Raw genomic sequence first — 17411 nt, 5'->3', positions numbered from 1 at the left:
GCGGGACGGGGACGCCGTTGTCTCCGTCCCGCCGTCGCGGGGTCCGGGCGGGTACTCTGCGCCGAGCGCCGCACGGACGGGTGAGCGGGCAGCCCCTCCGCTCGACGCCCCTGACGTCCTGGTCGGGGACCAGGCGCGGAGCGGAGGGGGGCACTGACACCGGGTGAGGGATCCCGGTGAGGGTTGTCAGCGCGAATCGCTGCCCGCGGTCTCGATGGCGGCGCGGCCTGCCTCCAGGCGCGCCACCGGGATCCGGAAGGGCGAGCAGGACACGTAGTCCAGCCCGGCCTCGTGGAAGAAGTGGACCGAGTCGGGGTCGCCGCCGTGCTCGCCGCAGACGCCGAGCTTGAGGTCGGGGCGGGTGGCCCGGCCCTCCCTCACGGCGTGCTTGACGAGGGAGCCGACTCCGTCGCGGTCGATCGTCTCGAACGGGGAGACCCCGAAGATGCCCTTCTCCAGGTAGGCCGTGAAGAAGCTGGCCTCGACATCGTCGCGGCTGAAGCCCCACACGGTCTGGGTCAGGTCGTTGGTGCCGAAGCTGAAGAACTCGGCGGCCTCGGCGATCTGACCCGCCGTCACCGCCGCGCGCGGCAGCTCGATCATCGTGCCGAGCGCGATCCTCAGGTCCACGCCGGTCCGCTGCGCGACCTCGGCCAGGACCTGCTCGGCGTCGTCGCGGACGATCTCCAGCTCCTGGACGGTGCCCACCAGGGGGATCATGATCTCGGCCCGCGGGTCGCCCCCGGCCAGCTTGCGCTCGGCCGCGGCCTCCGCGATCGCCCGGACCTGCATCGAGAACAGGCCGGGGATGACCAGGCCGAGGCGGACGCCGCGCAGACCCAGCATCGGGTTCTGCTCGTGCAGCCGGTGCACCGCCTGGAGCAGGCGCAGGTCGTTCTCGTTCGGGTCCTTGCGGGCCTCGGCGAGGGCGACGCGCACCGACAGCTCGGTGATGTTGGGCAGGAACTCGTGCAGCGGCGGGTCGAGCAGACGGACCGTCACCGGCAGCCCGTCCATCGCCGTGAACAGCTCGACGAAGTCGGCCCTCTGCAGCGGCAGCAGGTGGGCCAGCGCGGACTCGCGCTCCTCGTCGGTGTCCGCCAGGATCAGGCGCTCGACGTCCCGGCGGCGCTCCTCGCCGAGGAACATGTGCTCGGTCCGGCACAGGCCGATGCCCTGGGCGCCGTACCGGCGGGCGCGGGCGGCGTCCTCGGCGTTGTCGGCGTTGGCCCGGACGCGCAGCTTGCGGCGGTGGTCGGCGTGCGACATCAGCCGGTGGACCGCCTGGACCAGCCCGCCCTCCTCGTCGGCGCCGGCGTGCAGGGTGCCCTCGAAGTACTCGACCACGGGGGACGGCACGACCGGGACCTCGCCGAGGTAGACCCGGCCGGAGGAGCCGTCGATGGAGATGACGTCGCCCTCCTCGACCACCCGGCCGTCGGCCGTGGTGAAGCGGCGGCGCTTGGTGTCGACCTCGAGCTCCTCGGCCCCGCAGACACAGGTCTTGCCCATGCCGCGGGCGACGACGGCCGCGTGGGAGGTCTTGCCGCCGCGCGAGGTGAGGATGCCCTGGGCGGCGATCATGCCGTCGAGGTCGTCCGGGTTGGTCTCGCGGCGGACCAGGATGACCTTCTCGCCGGAGCGGGACCACTTGACGGCGGTGTAGGAGTCGAAGACCGCCTTGCCGACCGCCGCGCCCGGGGAGGCGGCGATGCCCCAGCCGATCTTCTCGGCCTTGGCGCTCTCGTCGAAGCGCGGGAACATCAGCTGCGCGAGCTGACCGCCCGTCACCCGGTGCAGCGCCTCGTCCAGATCGATCAGGCCCTGGTCCACCAGCTGCACGGCGATGCGGAAGGCCGCGGCCGCGGTGCGCTTGCCGACGCGGGTCTGCAGCATCCACAGCTTGCCGCGCTCGATGGTGAACTCGATGTCGCACAGGTCCCGGTAGTGCTCCTCCAGGGTCTGCATGATCGACATCAGCTGGTCGTAGCTGGCCTTGTCCAGGTTCTCCAGCTCGGACAGCGGCACGGTGTTGCGGATGCCGGCGACGACGTCCTCGCCCTGGGCGTTGGACAGGTAGTCGCCGTAGACGCCCTGGTGGCCGGAGGCGGGGTCGCGGGTGAAGGCGACGCCGGTGCCGGAGTCCTCGCCCAGGTTGCCGAAGACCATGGAGCAGACGTTGACCGCGGTGCCCAGGTCGTTCGGGATGCGCTCCTGGCGGCGGTAGAGCCGGGCACGGTCGCCGTTCCAGGACTCGAAGACCGCGTGGATGGCGAGGTCCATCTGCTCGCGCGGGTCCTGCGGAAAGTCGCGGCCGGTCTGCTTGGCCACGATGCCCTTGAAGGTCTCGACCAGGCCGCGCAGGTCGCCGGCGTCCAGGTCCAGGTCGTTGACCGTGCCCTTGGCCCGCTTGGCCTCGTCCAGAGCCTCCTCGAAGAGCTCGCCGTCGACGCCCAGCACGGTCTTGCCGAACATCTGGATCAGTCGGCGGTAGGAGTCCCAGGCGAAGCGCTCGTTGCCGGACTGGGCGGCCAGCCCCTGCACGGACGCGTCGGACAGGCCGATGTTGAGGACCGTGTCCATCATGCCGGGCATGGAGAACTTGGCGCCCGAACGGACCGACACCAGAAGGGGGTTGTCGGCCTGGCCGAGCTTCTTGCCCATGGTCCGCTCGAGGGCGTCGAGGTGCGCACTCACCTCGTCGCGCAGGGAGGCCGGCTCGCTGCCCGTCTCCAGATAGACCTTGCACGCCTCGGTGGTGATGGTGAATCCCGGAGGGACGGGAAGCCCGAGGTTGGTCATCTCGGCAAGGTTCGCGCCCTTGCCGCCGAGGAGGTCCTTGAGGTCCTTGTTCCCCTCGGTGAAGTCGTAGACGAATTTCTGCTGCCCAGCGGGGGTAGCCACGGGTCGGTCTCCTGCCGAACGGTTGCCCTGACGCCGATGAACATACCCAGATCGAAGGCGTTTGACTGCCCCTGATAGGCCGTCGGAGGGCCTTGACCGGCCCTTGACCAGGAGATCGAAAGCACCGGAACGGGCTTCGCCTGCGAAAGTTAAATCGTCGCCCTGACGCTAGCTTGCGTTCAGGAAATGAAGCCAAGGAAACCCGCCGTCAGCAGGAACGCGACGGAACGTGGCATTCCGGCGTCACTGCGGTTGCCTTGCCTTGATCTACTGGAGGCGGGCGTGCGCGCCATCCTTCACGCCCCTTCGGAAGCCGATTCGCGCCCCTTCCCACCTGCAGTTTTGCGTCCTTCTGACGCAAAGTGACCGGCAATGTGGCCAGCGTCACGCCGACAGGAGGGGGTCGCGTCCGCTTCCGTACGTAGGCGAACTCCGCTCAGCCGCCCGAAGTGTCCAGTTCCGCGTCCGCCCCCGGCACGGCGCAGTCGTACGGGTCGTCGAGCCAGCCCTCCGGCAGCACCACCTTGTGGGCGCCGGCGGTGCGGCCGCGCGGGCCGTCGGCGCTGTCGGGCCAGGGCTGGGCGGCGTCGATGCGGGCGAGCAGTTCCTCCAGCTCGGCCAGGGAGGAGGCGGTGGCCAGGCCGCTGCGCAGTTCGGAGCCGACCGAGAAGCCCTTGGTGTACCAGGCGACGTGCTTGCGGAAGTCGACCACGCCGCGCTTCTCGTCGCCGAGCCACTCCCCCAGCAGCTGGGCGTGGCGGACCATGGTCTTCGCGACGTAGCCGAAGTCCGGCCTGGCGTAGTCGACCTGGCCCTCGAAGACGCTCACCAGCTCCTTGAACAGCCACGGCCGACCCAGGCAGCCGCGGCCGACGACCACGCCGTCGCACCCGGTCTCGCGGACCATCCGGACCGCGTCGTCCGCCGACCAGATGTCGCCGTTGCCCAGCACCGGCAGGTGGGCCGGGACGACCTCGCGCAGCCGGGCGATGGAGGACCAGTCGGCCTCACCGCTGTAGTGCTGGATGGCGGTGCGCCCGTGCAGGGCGATGGCGGCCACGCCCTCGTCCGCGCCGATCCGGCCGGCGTCGAGATAGGTGATGTGGTCGTCGTCGATGCCCTTGCGCATCTTCATGGTGACCGGCAGCCGGCCCGCGTTGCCGACGGCGGCGCGCAGGATCTCCCGGAGCAGGTTGCGCTTGTACGGCAGCGCGGAACCGCCGCCGCGCCGGGTCACCTTGGGCACCGGGCAGCCGAAGTTGAGGTCGATGTGGTCGGCCAGGTCCTCCTCGGCGATCATCTTCGCCGCGCGGCCGACGTACTCCGGGTCCACGCCGTAGAGCTGGATCGACCGCGGCTGCTCGCTCGGGTCGAAGTGGATCAGCTGCATGGTCTTGGCGTTGCGCTCGACCAGGGCCCGGGTGGTGATCATCTCGGAGACGAACAGGCCCTTGCCGCCGCTCTGCTCCCGGCACAGCGAGCGGAACGGCGCGTTGGTGATCCCGGCCATCGGCGCGAGCACCACCGGCGGCCACACCGACAGCTGCTCGCCCAGCCGCAGCGGCTGCACGGCGGGGGTGGTCACGGCGGCGGGCTCGGTCATCGGTGCGTTACCTCGGCGGGTCGGGCGTTCGGGCGGCGGACGGTTCGGACACGGGCCTCCCATTCTCCCATCCGCCGGGCCGGCCCTAGTCCGGCCGCGTCGCCAGGCGCTCGAGTTCGGCCAGCCGGGTGCGGGTCTCCTCGTCGGCGGGTGCGTAGCTGATCACGCGGGAGCCCTGGCGCGGCGCCAGCCAGAGGTTGGTGAACTCGAAGTGGAGCAGGCCGACCCGGGGGTTGAGGAAGCGCTTCTGACCCTCCGTCGCCACCGTGACGTCGTGCTGCTGCCACAGCTCGGCGAACTCGGGTGAGGCCAGCTGAAGGCGCTTCAGCTGCGCCTTCCAGACGGGCTCGGCCACGTGGTCGGCCATCGCCGCACGGAACTTGGCGACCATCGTGCGCGCCGCGTCGTTCCAGTCCGGCAGCGCGGTGCGCCAGCTCGGGTGGGTGAAGGCGAGCCACATGATGTTGCGCTCCTCGGCCGGGACCGCGTCCAGGTCGTCGACCAGCAGCCGGTAGGTGGCGTTGTAGGCGAGGATGTCGAACCTGGCGTTGAGGGCGACGGCCGGCATCGGCGAGAGCTGGTCGATCACCACGCGCACGACGGGGGTGACCGTGGGGCACTGCTGCGGCGGGGCCGGATCCACCGACCCGGCGAGGGCGAACAGGTGCGAGCGCTCGGAGGCGTCCAGCAGCAGCGCGCGGGCGATGGCGTCGAGCACCTGCACCGAGACGCTGATGTCCCGGCCCTGCTCCAGCCACGTGTACCAGGTGACGCCCACGGCGGCGAGCTGCGCCACCTCCTCCCGGCGCAGGCCCGGCGTGCGGCGGCGGCCCAGATTGGGCAGGCCGACCTGCTCGGGGGCGATCCGCTCGCGCCGGGAGCGCAGGAACGCGGCCAGTTCGCGGCGGCGGCCGTCGTCCGGGGAGCCGACGAGTTCGAGGGCGGGGCGCACGGCTGGTGCAGTACTCATGCATGCCAGGATGCACCCGGAAGCATCCTGTTGCCAGGTAGTAGCAGTACCAGGATAAACACTCACTGGTACCAGGCTGGGAACCGGCGCAGCCTGGTACCCGTGACCACGACTTCCACTCCACCGACCAAGGCGAACGTGCTGCCCCGCGTCATCCGCATCGGCACGTCGACGCCCGCCGCACCGGTCGACTCCCCCCGGCTGAGCACCCTCGGCCTCGTCACCGTCCTGCTCGGCGCGTTCCTGCCGATGCTCGACTTCTTCATCGTCAACGTCGCGCTGCCCACCATCGACCACGATCTGGCGGCGGGTCCGGCCACGCTGGAGCTCATCGTCGCGGGCTACGGCATCGCCTACGCGGTGCTGCTTGTCCTCGGCGGCCGCCTCGGCGACCTGTACGGACGCCGCCGCCTGTTCCAACTCGGGGCACTGGCCTTCGGGTTGACCTCCCTGGCCTGCGGCCTGGCACCGACCGCGCTGACCCTGGTCGCCGCGCGGGTCGCGCAGGGCGCGGCCTCGGCCCTGATGCTCCCTCAGGTCCTGGCCACCATCCAGTCCGCGACGACCGGTGAGCGCAAGGCCCGGGCGCTGAGCGTCTACGGCGCGGTCGGCGGCATCGCCGTCGTCATCGGCCAGGTACTGGGCGGCGTGCTGCTCTCGGCCGACCTGTTCGGCACCGGCTGGCGCTTCATCTTCCTGGTCAACGTGCCGGTCGCGCTGGCGGCCGTGGCACTGTCGCTGCGCTCGGTCCCGGAGACCCGCTCGGCCGACCCGGCCCCGGTGGACGGGCACGGCACGGTGCTGCTCGCGGCCGCGCTGCTGGCGCTGCTGGTCCCGCTGATGGAGGGCCGCTCGCTGGGATGGCCGTGGTGGACCTGGGCGCTGCTCGCCGTCTTCCCGCTCCTGCTCGCCCGGTTCGTGCGGGTCGAGCGCAGGCAGGAGGCGGCCGGCTCGGTGCCGCTGATCCCCTTCTCGCTGCTGCGCCTGGACAGCCTGCGCACCGGCCTGACCATGGCCGTCCCGTTCTTCACCGGCTTCGGCGGCTTCATGATGGTGATGGCCGTGGCCCTGCAGGTCGGCCTGCACGAGGGTCCGGTGACCTCGGGCCTGGCCATGGTGCCGATGGCGGCCGGGTTCTTCACGGCCTCGCTGTCCGGCCCGCGACTGCTGTCCCGCTTCGGGTCCCGTGTCATCACGGTGGGTGCGCTGCTGCAGGCCACCGGACTGGCCGTGCTCGCCGCCACCGTGTTCGCCGACTGGAACGGGCTGAGCCCGCTGGTGCTGCTGCCGGGCATGCTGGTGGCCGGCACCGGTCAGGGACTGGTGATGCCCCCGCTGATCCGGCTCGTCCTCTCCCAGGTCCCGGCGGCCCGCGCCGGCGTGGGCGGCGGCATCCTGGCCACCACCCAGCAGTCCAGCCTGGCGCTGGGCGTGGCCACCCTGGGCACGCTCTTCCTCTCCTTCTACCCGGCGTGGGGCATGCGGGACGCGCTGGCCCTGACGCTCGCCGTGCAACTCGCGCTCACCGCAGGCGTGGTGGCCCTGTCCACCCGGCTGCCGCGGACCGTGGGCTGACCCGGGCCGGTGCGCCGGAGCGGCACCGCCCAGGACCGGCCCGGCCGGGTCGGTCCTGGGCCGAGCTGTGGAGTCGCGCTCCGGCTGGGGGAAATGCAGGTGCCCGTTGTCAGTGGCGGCTGTCAGGATCGGCGGCATGGACGCGAACGGGGTGGTGCAGGACGTGCTCGACGTGCGGGACCGGGCCGCGCTCGCGGCGGCGACGGCCGCCGGGGCAAGGCCCAAGTGGCTGATGTTCTGGGGGCATCAGCCGCAGCCCGACGGGTCGGTGGGCAAGGGGGTGCTCAGCCAGTGGTGGCCCTGCCGCTTCACCGTGGACGGCGTTGACTACGCGAGCGCGGAGCACTGGATGATGGCCGGGAAGGCCCGGCTCTTCGGTGACGAGGCGTCAGTTCCCCCGATACTCGCCACCCGCACGCCCGCCGAGGCCAAGACCGCCGGGCGGCTGGTGCGGGGGTTCGACGAGGAGCGGTGGGCGGCCGAACGCTTCGAGCTCGTCGTCCGGGGCAACGTGGCCAAGTTCGGGCAGGACCCGGCCCTGCGGGCGTACCTGCTGGGCACCGGGGGCCGCGTGCTGGTGGAGGCGAGCCCGCGCGACCGGGTCTGGGGCATCGGCCTCGGCGCGGCCCACGAGGCGGCGACGGACCCGGCGCGCTGGCGGGGCGAGAACCTGCTGGGCTTCGCGCTGATGGAGGCCCGCGCGCGGCTGGCCGGCTGAGCCGGGCGGCTCAGGCGTTCGTGTGGGCGCCACCCCCGATCCGGGGTGGTACCACGCTCGTGGGGAGCCAGGGCGCTCAGCCAGGCTTGCAGGCATGACGACCAACGTGACGAAGAGCCTCACCGGCAGGCTGCCGCTGCGCCTCATCCTCGCCGGGTTCACCACCCTGCCCGGGGTGCTGACGGGCCGTTACCGGCTGCGCATCCTGCCGCTCGCGCTGATCGGGCCGCTCGCCTCGGCCCTGGTCGTCTACCTCGGCTTCGCCGGGTACCTCTACCCGCTCCGGCCCGACGCCCTCGCCGCGATGGGCGACCCACACGGCTTCGACAACAGCTGGGGCGGCCCGACGCTGGTCGGCGCCTGGGCGGTGCACGCCCTGATCGCGCTGGCCGTTCAGCTCCCCTGCTTCTGGCTGCTGCGCACCCTCAGCCGCCGCCGGAACCCCGCGCCGGTCAGCTGATCGCGCCCTCGGACACCGGCAGGTCCGTGGCCGCGGCGGCGGCCGCCGAGAGCAGGACCCGCAGGGCCTCCGCCGAGGCGGCCACCGGGAGGGAGGGCTGCTGACGGGCGGTCACCTGCTCGGGCGCGTACGGCAGGTGGACGAACCCGCCGCGCACGGTCGGGTACTCCGTGGCCAGCAGATGGGCCAGCCCGTAGGCGACGTGGTTGCAGACGAAGGTGCCCGCCGTGTGGGAGACGGAGGCGGGCAGGCCGGCAGCTCGGATGGCCGCGACGCACGCCTTGACCGGCAGGGTGGAGAAGTACGCCGCCGGACCGCCGGGGACGACCTCCCGGTCCACCGGCTGGAAGCCGGTGTTGTCGGGTATGCGCGCGTCGTCGAGGTTGATAGCGACGCGCTCCGGGGTCACATCCGGGCGGCCGCCCGCCTGCCCGGTGCAGACGACCAGGTCGGGGCCGAGCCGGGCGACGGCCTCGCGCAGGACGTCGAGTGAGACGTCGAAGGCGCAGGGCAGCAGCAGCGCGTGGACGTCCAGTCCCGGCGGCGGCGTGGCGGCGACCCGTTCCACCGCCTGCCAGGAGGGGTTGACGCTCTCGCCCCCGAAGGGCTCGAAACCGGTGAGCAGTACCCGCGTCGTCATCCCCCGGATCCTAGGCGGAGCGGGCGGCCGCGGGCGGTACGGTGTCGCCATGATCGACCTCAATGCCGACCTGGGCGAGGGCTTCGGGCGGTGGACGCTGACGGACGACGAGGCCCTGCTGTCCGTCGTCAGCAGTGCCAACGTGGCCTGCGGGTTCCATGCCGGGGACCCGGTGACGATGCGCCGGGTGTGCCGGCTCGCCGCCCAGCGGAGCGTCACCGTGGGGGCGCAGGTGTCGTACCGGGACCTGGCCGGGTTCGGGCGGCGGGCGATGGACCTGCCGCCGGAGGAGCTGGCGGCCGAAGTCGCCTACCAGATCGGCGCGTTGCGGGTCTTCGCGGAGGCGGCCGGAACCCGGGTGGCGTACGTGAAGCCGCACGGCGCGCTCTACAACCGCACCGTGCACGACGCCGAGCAGGCGCGGGCGGTGGTGACCGGCGTCCGGCTGGCGGGGGAGGCGCTGCCGGTTCTGGGCCTGCCGGGATCGCAACTGCTGGACGCCGCACGGCGGTCCGGGCTGCGCGCGGTCGCCGAGGCCTTCGCGGACCGGGCCTACACGCCGCAGGGCACACTCGTCTCCCGGCGCGAACCCGGGGCCGTGGTGCACGACCCGGACGAGGTGGTGCGGCGCAGCGTGCAGCTGGTGGTGGACGGCACGGTCACGGCCGCCGACGGCCTGACGAGGGTTCCGGTGCGGGCCGAGTCCCTGTGCCTGCACGGGGACACGCCCGGCGCCGCCGCGCTCGCGCGCCGGGTGCGCGAGGCGCTGGAGGAGGCCGGGGTGACGGTCGGGGCGTTCACCGCATGAGCCGGGAGGTCCGCCCGGTCGGGCGGGACGCGCTGCTCGTCGAGCTGCCGGACGGGCCGGCCGTGGCCGCCCTGCATGCCGAACTGAGCCGCCGCCGGGAGGCCGGGGAGCTGGGCGCGGTACGGGAGTTGGTGCCCGGCGCATGCACGCTGCTGCTGGACGGCGTGGCGGAGCCGGCCCGACTGGCGCGGCTGCTCGGCGGGCTGGACGTGCCTTCCCTGGCGGCCGCGCAGGGGCCGCGGGTGACGCTGGATGTCGTGTTCGACGGCGCGGACCTGGACGAGGTGGCCGGACTCTGGCGGCTGGACCGGCGCGGGGCGGTGCGCGTGCTGTGCGCGACGGAGTTCCGGGTCGCGTTCTGCGGATTCGCCCCCGGCTTCGGCTATCTGACGGGGCTTCCACCGCACCTGCACGTCCCGCGCCGGGCCACGCCGCGCACCCGGGTGCCCGCCGGGGCGGTGGCGCTCGCCGGGCCGTACGCGGGCGTGTATCCGCGTGAGTCGCCCGGCGGCTGGCAGCTGCTGGGCCGGGTGCCGGACCCGTCCCTCCTGTGGGACGTGACGCGCGAGCCCCCCGCGCTGCTGGCACCCGGGACCGGGATCCGCTTCCGGGAGGTGGCCGGATGACGCTGACCGTGGTCCGCGCCGGGATGCTGACGACCGTTCAGGACGCGGGACGCCCCGGCCACGCCCACCTCGGGGTACCGCTCTCGGGGGCCCTGGACGCGGCGAGCCACGCGCTCGCCAACCGGCTGCTGGGCAATCATGCCGGCGCCGCCGCGCTGGAGACCACGCTCACCGGCTGCGCGCTGCGGGCGGACCGCGACCTGACCGTCGTCGTCGGCGGCGCGCCCTGCCCGGTGCGAGTGGACGGGCGCCCGGCGGCCTGGGGGGCCCCGGTCCGGGTCCCGGCGGGCGCGGTGCTGGACGTCGGGACGGCCACCGCCGGAGTCCGCAGCTACGTCGCGGTGGACGGCGGGATCGCCGTGGCGCCGGTGCTGGGCTCCCGCTCCACCGACCTGCTGTCCGGGCTCGGCCCGCCGCCGCTGCGCGACGGGGACGTGCTGCCGCTCGGGCCCCCGGGCCCGGGGCTCCCGGCTCCCGCGCTGACGGCGGCCGCCGCGCCCTGGCCGGGGCCGCCGAGCGGGACGCTGGTGCTGCCGGTGCGCCTCGGACCGCGTGCGGACTGGTTCACCGGCACCGCGCTGCGCACCCTCACCGCCGCCGAGTACACGGTCACCGCGCACTCCAACCGCGTCGGCCTGCGCCTGGACGGTCCGCCGCTCGGCCGGTCCCGCTACGACGAACTGCCCAGCGAGGGCATGGTCCTGGGCGCGGTTCAGGTCCCGCCGGACGGCCGCCCGGTGGTCTTCCTGCGTGACCATCCGACCACCGGCGGCTATCCCGTCGCCGCCGTGGTGGACGCCCGCGCCCTGGACGCCGCGGCGCAGGCGGGTCCGGGGACGCGGGTCCGCTTCACGCCGGGCTGACGGCGCACGGGGCCTGACAGCCCGTCAGTGCCAGCTGACGTCCACCGGGCCGTTGACGGCCTTGGCGGTGATCCGGGCCGTCGCGCCCGGGGAGTCCAGGCCGTCGTCGACGCTCGCGCCGCCCACCGTGGAGGTGGCGGTGACGGCGTAGTGGCTGCCCTGCGGGACGGAGACGTCCACAGGGCCGTCCACCGCCGTGGCGCTGACGTCCTTGGGGGCGTCGGCGAAGGTCAGGTCGATCGGGCCGCTGACCGTCCGGGCCTCGACATGCGCCGCGAGCAGGCCGTAGCCGTCGATCGGGCCGGTGTCCAGACGCACCGACAGGTCGCCCGCCAGGTCCCGGGCCTCGACGGCCCCGGAGGAGACGTCCACCCGCACCGCCGCGTCGCGCGGGATCCGCAGGTCCAGGTTGACGTCGCAGCTCGCGCCGGGGACGGGGACGTCGTCGCAGTGGACGCTGAGCCGGAGCACCCCGCCCTCCAGTGTCTGCTCGACCCGCGGCTTGCGGTAGGTCCAGTGCAGGTGCTCCGTGACCCGGGCCTGCCCGGACCGGCCCGAGCGCAGGGTGACGCCCGCCGAGCCGCCGTCGATCTCGACGGCGGTGATCGCGCCGTGCCAGCTGCGCTGGTGGTCCTCGTCCTGTGCGGCGATGGCCGGGACCACGAGCAGCGCGGTGTCCGCGGCGATCACCGCGGTCATCACCGCGGCGAGCAGCAGCCAGGCGCCTCGGTGCGAACCCGCCCGAGTGGGACGCCCGTTGTCGCTCATGACTCCTCCAGGAAGCGCAGGACGGCCATCACCCGGCGGTGCTCGCCCTCGGTCGGGGCCAGGTCGAGCTTGGTGAAGATGCTGTTGATGTGCTTGGCCACCGCGCTCTCGCTGACGAACAGCGTCTGCGCGATCGCGGCGTTGCTGCGGCCCTCGGCCATCAGTCCGAGCACCTCCCGCTCACGGGGCGTCAACTGGTCCAGCGGCCCGGTCTGGCGGCGCAGCAGCAGCTGGGAGACGACCTCCGGGTCCAGCGCGGTGCCGCCGCCCGCGACCCGCTCCAGGGCGTCGAGGAAGTCGTCGACATTGCCCACCCGCTCCTTGAGCAGGTAGCCGATGCCGCGGGTGTTCCCGGTCAGCAGGTCGGCGGCGTAGCGCTCCTCGACGTACTGGGAGAGCAGCAGCAGCGCCACGTCCGGCCACTGACGGCGGATCAGCAGCGCCGCGCGCACGCCCTCGTCGGTGAAGCCGGGCGGCATCCGCACGTCGGTCACCACCACGTCGGGCCGGTGCTCCCCGACGGCCGTGAGCAGCTGCTCGGCGTCGTCGACGGCGGCCAGGACCTGGTAGCCCACGGCTTCCAGGACCTTGACCAGTCCGGCTCGCAGCAGGACCGAGTCCTCGGCGATCACAGCTCGCACGGCAGCTCCACGGTGAGTCGGGTCGGGCCCCCAACGGGGCTGGAGAGGGCGAGGGTTCCGTCCACGGAGGCGGCGCGCTGGCGCAGCCCGGCCAGTCCGGTGCCCTTGGCCGGGTCGGCGCCGCCGACGCCGTCGTCGGTGACGGTGATCCGCAGCAGCTCGCCGGTGCGCCGGACGACGACCTCGGCGCGCGAGGCGCGGGCGTGCTTGGCGATGTTGGCGAGCGCCTCGGAGACGACGAAGTAGGCGACCGCCTCGACCGTCGGGGCGGCCCGCCGGTCCAGCTCCACCTGGAGCGAGACGGGGATCGGCGCACGGGCGGCGACGCCGGACAGGGCGGCGTCCAGACCCCGGTCGTCGAGCACCACCGGGTGCAGTCCCCGGACCAGGTCCCGCAGTTCGGCGATGGCGGCCTGCGCCTCGGCGTGCGCCTCGGCCATGGCGGCCTCGGCGTGGGCCGCCTTCTCGTCCGGGGACAGGCTCCGCATGGCGCGACGGGCCAGGCCCAGGTTCATGGAGAGGGAGACGAGCCGCTGCTGGGCGCCGTCGTGCAGGTCGCGCTCGATCCGGCGCCGCTCCGCGTCGGCCGCGTCGACGACCTCGGCACGGCTCTCCGCCAGCGTCTCGACCCGCTCGGCCAGGGCCCGGACCCGGTCCGGGCCGAGCAGCGTCTGCGCGGCGAGCCGGTCGGCGTGCACCAGCAGTCCGGCGAGGGCTCCGGCGGCCCAGACGCCGAGGATCGAGGCCGAGGCCACGATGACGTAGCCCTTGCCGGCGCCCCAACTGTGGTCCCCCGGCGCGTACCTCAGCCATCCCGGCGCGCTCAGGGCGAGCAGCGCGGCCGGCCAGGTGGCCAGCACGGCGACCGCGCCGAGCGCGATCGCCGGCGCGCACAGCCCGTGGTAGGCCAGCCGGCGCAGCCAGGCGGCCCGGTCCGGGCGCAGGTCGGCGGGTATCGCCACGCCGAGCAGGCTCTCGAACCGGCTGCGCTGCAGCGCGGTCAGCGTCGGCACGAAGAACGGTGCCAGCAGGAAGGGCAGCGCGAGCGCGGTGCCGGCGGCCAGGAAGGCCCCGTCCCGCCAGGTCCTCGGGTGCAGGGGCCCGAGGACGACGCGCAGCGCCGTGGAGGTCGACATGCGCAGCAGCCTAGGGGGCCGGGCCGCTGACCTGCCATGAACCGTGCTGCCGGCCCGGGGGTGGTGCTGGCTCCACCCCGGTTCGGGCAACGGCTTTACCGACACGAACGGTCCGCGCCAGGAGAGTTGATCGCATCGGGAGAGATGCGAAGGGGGTGGCTCCCATGGAGCCCTGGCTGGACGGTCCGTGGTCGGTGCGGCTGGCCCGCGGGACGCGGGGACGGTCGGCGCTCGAGGTCTACAACCGCGGCCTGCTGGTCGACGTCCTGGTGGACGCGCAGTTGGCCCGCCGGGTGCTGCGCGGAGCGCGGCGCGGCGAGGGCACGGCGCTGGCCTGGGGGCTGCGCACCCCGGACGGCGGCCTCCCGGCCGTCCGCTTCGGGGAGTTGACGGTCCGTCCGCGACCGGTGGGCGAGGCCTTCTGGGTCGCCCAGGCCCCGCTGGACGGCAGCTGGGTCAGCGCGGACGCGGAACGGGTGCGGGTGCGGGCGGGGTGGTCGCGGTGAACGGGCGTGCCCTGTACGCGGGTCTGGGCCTGGCCCTGCTCCCGTGGATGTGCCTGCTGGCGGCGAGCGGCGAGTGGAACTGGGTGGCCCTGGACGCGGCGGAGGCCGCCGGACTGGTCACGACCGGTCTCGCCGCCGGGGCGCTCGCCCGGTCCGCCGCGCTGGCCACGGCGGGCCTGCTGCTCCTGGACGCCGCGCTGGACACGGCGACGGCGACCGGCCCCGGTCTCACTCAGGCGTGGCTGATGGCCCTGTTGATCGAGCTCCCGCTCGCGGTCTCCTGCCTGCTGACCGCGGCGCGGGCCAACGCCCGCCCAGCGCGCCCGGTAACCGGGCGGCTGGGCGTGCGGCTGGCCGCCTGACGGTTCAGCAGCCGATCAGCCGGGACGCGAGGTAGCCCTCGATCTGGTCCAGGGAGACCCGCTCCTGCGCCATGGTGTCGCGCTCGCGCACGGTCACGGCGTTGTCGTCCAGGGTGTCGAAGTCGACGGTCACGCAGTACGGCGTGCCGATCTCGTCCTGGCGGCGGTAGCGGCGGCCGATGGCGCCGGCGTCGTCGAACTCGACGTTCCAGTGCTTGCGCAGGGCGTCGGCCAGGCCGCGGGCCTTCGGGGACAGGTCGGCGTTGCGCGACAGCGGCAGCACGGCGACCTTGACCGGGGCCAGGCGCGGGTCGAGGCGCATGACGACGCGCTTCTCCATCACGCCCTTGGCGTTGGGGGCCTCGTCCTCGCGGTAGGCGTCGAGCAGGAAGGCCAGCATGGCGCGGTTCAGACCGGCGGCCGGCTCGATGACGTAGGGGTACCAGCGCTCGCCGGACTCCTGGTCGAAGTACTTGAGGTCGACGCCGGAGGCCTCGCTGTGCTGGGTGAGGTCGTAGTCCGTGCGGTTGGCCACGCCCTCGAGCTCGCTGAACTCGGTGCCGCCGAAGTTGAAGCGGTACTCGATGTCCACGGTGCGCTTGGCGTAGTGGGAGAGCTTCTCCTTCGGGTGCTCGAAGAAGCGCATGTTCTCCTCGCGCATGCCGAGGCCGGTGTACCAGTTCCAGCGCTCCTGCAGCCAGTACTCGTGCCACTTCTCGTCGTCGCCCGGCTTGACGAAGAACTCCATCTCCATCTGCTCGAACTCGCGGGTGCGGAAGATGAAGTTGCCCGGCGTGATCTCGTTGCGGAAGCTCTTGCCGGTCTGGGCGATGCCGAACGGCGGCTTCTTGCGCGAAGTGGTCTGCACGGCGGCGAAGTTGATGAAGATGCCCTGCGCGGTCTCCGGGCGCAGGTAGGCCAGGCCGGAGGCGTCCTCGGTGACGCCGAGGTGGGTCTTGAGCATGCCGGAGAACTGCTTGGGCTCGGTGAACTGGCCCTTGGTGCCGCAGTTCGGGCAGTTGATGTCGGCCAGGCCGTTGGCCGGCAGCCGGCCGTGCTTGGCCTCGTAGGCCTCCTCCAGGTGGTCCGCGCGGAACCGCTTGTGGCAGGAGGTGCACTCGGTGAGCGGGTCGTTGAAGGTGGCGACGTGGCCGGACGCCTCCCAGACCTCGCGGGCCAGGATCACGGACGAGTCGAGACCGACGACGTCCTCCCGGCCGGTGACCATCGCACGCCACCACTGGCGCTTGATGTTCTCCTTGAGCTCCACGCCCAGCGGACCGTAGTCCCAGGCGGCGCGCTGTCCGCCGTAGATCTCGCTACAGGGGTAGACGAAGCCACGGCGCTTGCTCAGGCTGACGATGGTGTCGATCTTGTCGGCGGCCACAGTGCTCTCTTCAGGTACGACGGATCTACAACGGAAACCGAATACCTCAGGCTACCGGGCCGCGCCGGGCCCGTTCCAAATCGGTTTCCCCGGACGCCCCCGGCCGGGCTGGCACAATGGCAGGCACGTCCCCCACCAGCCGTCCGACGAGCCGTCAGGAGTTCCGGTGACCGCCGCCAAGCCGTCCTCCCCCGCCCGGTCGACCCGCCAGCGCACCGCGGTGGCCGCCGTACTGGCCGAGGTCGACGACTTCCGCAGCGCCCAGGAGCTGCACGACCTGCTCAAGCACCGCGGCGACTCGGTCGGGCTGACCACCGTCTACCGCACGCTGCAGTCCCTGGCCGACGCCGGCGAGATCGACGTGCTGCGCACCGACGACGGCGAGGCCGTCTACCGCCGCTGCTCCAGCGGCCACCACCACCACCTGGTCTGCCGCAACTGCGGCCGGACGGTGGAGGTGGAGGGCCCGGCGGTGGAGCGCTGGGCCGACACCGTGGCCGCCGAGAACGGCTTCGTGGACGTGGCGCACACCCTGGAGATCTTCGGCACCTGCACGCAGTGCGCGGCGGAGGCGGAGTCCGGTCAGGACTGAGCGGGCTGCACCTGCGCGGGCACGTCGTTGGCGTTGGCCACCTCGTTGGGGACGGCGCCGCCGTAACGGCGGTCGCGCATGGCGAACTCCTCGCAGGCCCGCCACAGGTCGCGCCGGTCGAAGTCCGGCCAGAGCACGTCCTGGAACACCATCTCCGCGTAAGCCGACTGCCAGAGCAGGAAGTTGGAGGTGCGCTGCTCGCCGCTGGGCCGGATGAACAGGTCCACGTCGGGCATGTCGCGGTGGTAGAGGTACCGGGCGAAGGTCTTCTCGTTGACCTTCTTCGGGTCCAGCCGCCCGGCCGCGACGTCCTCGGCGAGCGCGGCGGCGGCGTCGGCGATCTCGGCCCGGCCGCCGTAGTTGACGCACATGTAGAGGGTCATGGCGTCGTTGTCCTTGGTCATCTCCTCGGCGACCTGGAGCTCCTGGACCACGCTCTTCCACAGCCGCGGCATGCGGCCGGCCCAGCGGATCCGGATGCCCATCGCGTTCATCTCGTCGCGGCGGCGGTGGATGACGTCGCGGTTGAAGTTCATCAGGAAGCGCACCTCGTCGGGCGAGCGCTTCCAGTTCTCGGTGGAAAAGGCGTACAGGGAGAGGTTCCTGACGCCCAGTTCGAGGCAGCCCTTGAGGACGTCGAGCACGACGGCCTCGCCGACCTTGTGCCCCTCCGTGCGCGGCAGCCCGCGCTCCTTGGCCCAGCGACCGTTGCCGTCCATGACGATGGCGACGTGCTCGGGGACCAGCTCCCCGGGGATCTTGGGCGGCTGCGCACCGCTGGGGTGGGGACTCGGCGGAAGGTACTCACGCCGCTTGCCGCCGCCGAAGATCGATCGCCTTGCCGTCGCCATC

Annotated in this window: 18 protein-coding genes; 9 read left to right on the top strand and 9 right to left on the bottom strand. The window is 73.0% G+C overall.

What is annotated here, in order from left to right:
* Window positions 1–186: 186 nt before the first annotated feature.
* The 3 genes from ppdK to ACFP3V_RS24215 form a co-directional block, all read right to left on the bottom strand.
* Window positions 187–2904, bottom strand: coding sequence for a pyruvate, phosphate dikinase (ppdK, locus tag ACFP3V_RS24225; RefSeq protein WP_380587262.1), 2718 nt, complete (start codon window positions 2902–2904; stop codon window positions 187–189).
* Between the two features lie 436 nt (window positions 2905–3340).
* Window positions 3341–4507 (bottom strand): tRNA dihydrouridine synthase DusB, encoded by a 1167-nt coding sequence (gene dusB, locus ACFP3V_RS24220; RefSeq protein ID WP_380587259.1) that lies wholly within the window; start codon window positions 4505–4507, stop codon window positions 3341–3343.
* 85 nt (window positions 4508–4592) lie between these two features.
* Window positions 4593–5477, bottom strand: coding sequence for a helix-turn-helix transcriptional regulator (locus ACFP3V_RS24215; protein ID WP_380587256.1), 885 nt, complete (start codon window positions 5475–5477; stop codon window positions 4593–4595).
* 102 nt (window positions 5478–5579) lie between these two features.
* Between ACFP3V_RS24215 and ACFP3V_RS24210 the strand changes: the two genes are divergently transcribed.
* The 3 genes from ACFP3V_RS24210 (at window position 5580) to ACFP3V_RS24200 (ending at window position 8230) form a co-directional block, all read left to right on the top strand.
* Entirely contained in the window at window positions 5580–7052 is a 1473-nt protein-coding gene (locus tag ACFP3V_RS24210; RefSeq protein ID WP_380587253.1) for an MFS transporter, read from the top strand.
* A 136-nt stretch (window positions 7053–7188) separates the two neighbouring features.
* Entirely contained in the window at window positions 7189–7770 is a 582-nt protein-coding gene (locus ACFP3V_RS24205; protein ID WP_380587250.1) for an NADAR family protein, read from the top strand.
* Window positions 7771–7864: 94 nt separating this feature from the next.
* Window positions 7865–8230 carry a hypothetical protein gene (locus tag ACFP3V_RS24200; RefSeq protein ID WP_380587247.1) on the top strand — a complete coding sequence of 122 codons (366 nt, stop codon included), beginning with the start codon at window positions 7865–7867 and terminating at the stop codon, window positions 8228–8230.
* On the opposite strand, the gene pcp is transcribed toward ACFP3V_RS24200, so the two are convergent.
* Complete coding sequence (pcp, locus tag ACFP3V_RS24195) at window positions 8223–8870, bottom strand: pyroglutamyl-peptidase I (protein WP_380587244.1); 648 nt, start codon at window positions 8868–8870, stop codon at window positions 8223–8225. The genes ACFP3V_RS24200 and pcp overlap by 8 nt on opposite strands.
* A gap of 49 nt (window positions 8871–8919) precedes the next feature.
* Here pcp and ACFP3V_RS24190 point away from each other — a divergent pair, with 49 nt between their 5' ends.
* From ACFP3V_RS24190 to ACFP3V_RS24180, 3 genes are read left to right on the top strand one after another with little or no spacing between them, the layout of a single operon-like run.
* Window positions 8920–9678, top strand: a complete 759-nt coding sequence (locus ACFP3V_RS24190; protein ID WP_380587242.1) for a LamB/YcsF family protein — start codon at window positions 8920–8922, stop codon at window positions 9676–9678.
* Entirely contained in the window at window positions 9675–10304 is a 630-nt protein-coding gene (locus tag ACFP3V_RS24185; protein WP_380587239.1) for a 5-oxoprolinase subunit B family protein, read from the top strand. The genes ACFP3V_RS24190 and ACFP3V_RS24185 overlap by 4 nt, the downstream gene beginning before the upstream one ends.
* A complete protein-coding gene (locus ACFP3V_RS24180; RefSeq protein WP_380587236.1) occupies window positions 10301–11167 on the top strand; it encodes a 5-oxoprolinase subunit C family protein in 867 nt (288 codons plus the stop codon). Before ACFP3V_RS24185 ends, ACFP3V_RS24180 begins: the two co-directional genes overlap by 4 nt.
* Window positions 11168–11191: 24 nt before the next feature.
* Here the strand turns inward: ACFP3V_RS24180 and ACFP3V_RS24175 are convergent, their stop codons facing one another.
* The 3 genes from ACFP3V_RS24175 to ACFP3V_RS24165 are packed head-to-tail and all read right to left on the bottom strand — an operon-like array spanning window position 11192 to window position 13712.
* On the bottom strand, window positions 11192–11935 hold the full coding sequence (locus ACFP3V_RS24175; protein ID WP_380587233.1) for a DUF4097 family beta strand repeat-containing protein: 744 nt from the start codon (window positions 11933–11935) through the stop codon (window positions 11192–11194).
* The gene (locus tag ACFP3V_RS24170) at window positions 11932–12576 is read right to left on the bottom strand and encodes a response regulator transcription factor (protein ID WP_380587230.1); all 645 of its coding nucleotides are present in this window, start codon (window positions 12574–12576) and stop codon (window positions 11932–11934) included. Before ACFP3V_RS24170 ends, ACFP3V_RS24175 begins: the two co-directional genes overlap by 4 nt.
* Window positions 12564–13712 carry a sensor histidine kinase gene (locus ACFP3V_RS24165; RefSeq protein WP_380587227.1) on the bottom strand — a complete coding sequence of 383 codons (1149 nt, stop codon included), beginning with the start codon at window positions 13710–13712 and terminating at the stop codon, window positions 12564–12566. The genes ACFP3V_RS24170 and ACFP3V_RS24165 overlap by 13 nt, the downstream gene beginning before the upstream one ends.
* A gap of 164 nt (window positions 13713–13876) precedes the next feature.
* Here ACFP3V_RS24165 and ACFP3V_RS24160 point away from each other — a divergent pair, with 164 nt between their 5' ends.
* Complete coding sequence (locus tag ACFP3V_RS24160; protein ID WP_380587223.1) at window positions 13877–14218, top strand: hypothetical protein; 342 nt, start codon at window positions 13877–13879, stop codon at window positions 14216–14218.
* Window positions 14215–14580 carry a hypothetical protein gene (locus ACFP3V_RS24155; RefSeq protein ID WP_380587220.1) on the top strand — a complete coding sequence of 122 codons (366 nt, stop codon included), beginning with the start codon at window positions 14215–14217 and terminating at the stop codon, window positions 14578–14580. The genes ACFP3V_RS24160 and ACFP3V_RS24155 overlap by 4 nt, the downstream gene beginning before the upstream one ends.
* Before the next feature lie 4 nt (window positions 14581–14584).
* On the opposite strand, the gene ACFP3V_RS24150 is transcribed toward ACFP3V_RS24155, so the two are convergent.
* Window positions 14585–15967: a glycine--tRNA ligase gene (locus ACFP3V_RS24150; RefSeq protein WP_380587217.1), complete on the bottom strand. Its 1383-nt coding sequence runs from the start codon at window positions 15965–15967 to the stop codon at window positions 14585–14587.
* Window positions 15968–16133: 166 nt separating this feature from the next.
* Between ACFP3V_RS24150 and ACFP3V_RS24145 the strand changes: the two genes are divergently transcribed.
* Window positions 16134–16559 (top strand): Fur family transcriptional regulator, encoded by a 426-nt coding sequence (locus ACFP3V_RS24145; RefSeq protein WP_380587215.1) that lies wholly within the window; start codon window positions 16134–16136, stop codon window positions 16557–16559.
* Here ACFP3V_RS24145 and ACFP3V_RS24140 read toward each other — a convergent pair.
* Entirely contained in the window at window positions 16550–17410 is an 861-nt protein-coding gene (locus tag ACFP3V_RS24140) for an isoprenyl transferase (RefSeq protein ID WP_380587207.1), read from the bottom strand. The genes ACFP3V_RS24145 and ACFP3V_RS24140 overlap by 10 nt on opposite strands.
* Window position 17411: the final 1 nt, after the last annotated feature.

This window comes from Streptacidiphilus monticola (genome assembly GCF_042658505.1).
Taxonomy (GTDB): Bacteria; Actinomycetota; Actinomycetes; order Streptomycetales; family Streptomycetaceae; genus Streptacidiphilus; species Streptacidiphilus monticola.
Note: the sequence above shows the minus strand (reverse complement) of the source record. Positions and strands in the feature narration are given on the sequence as shown.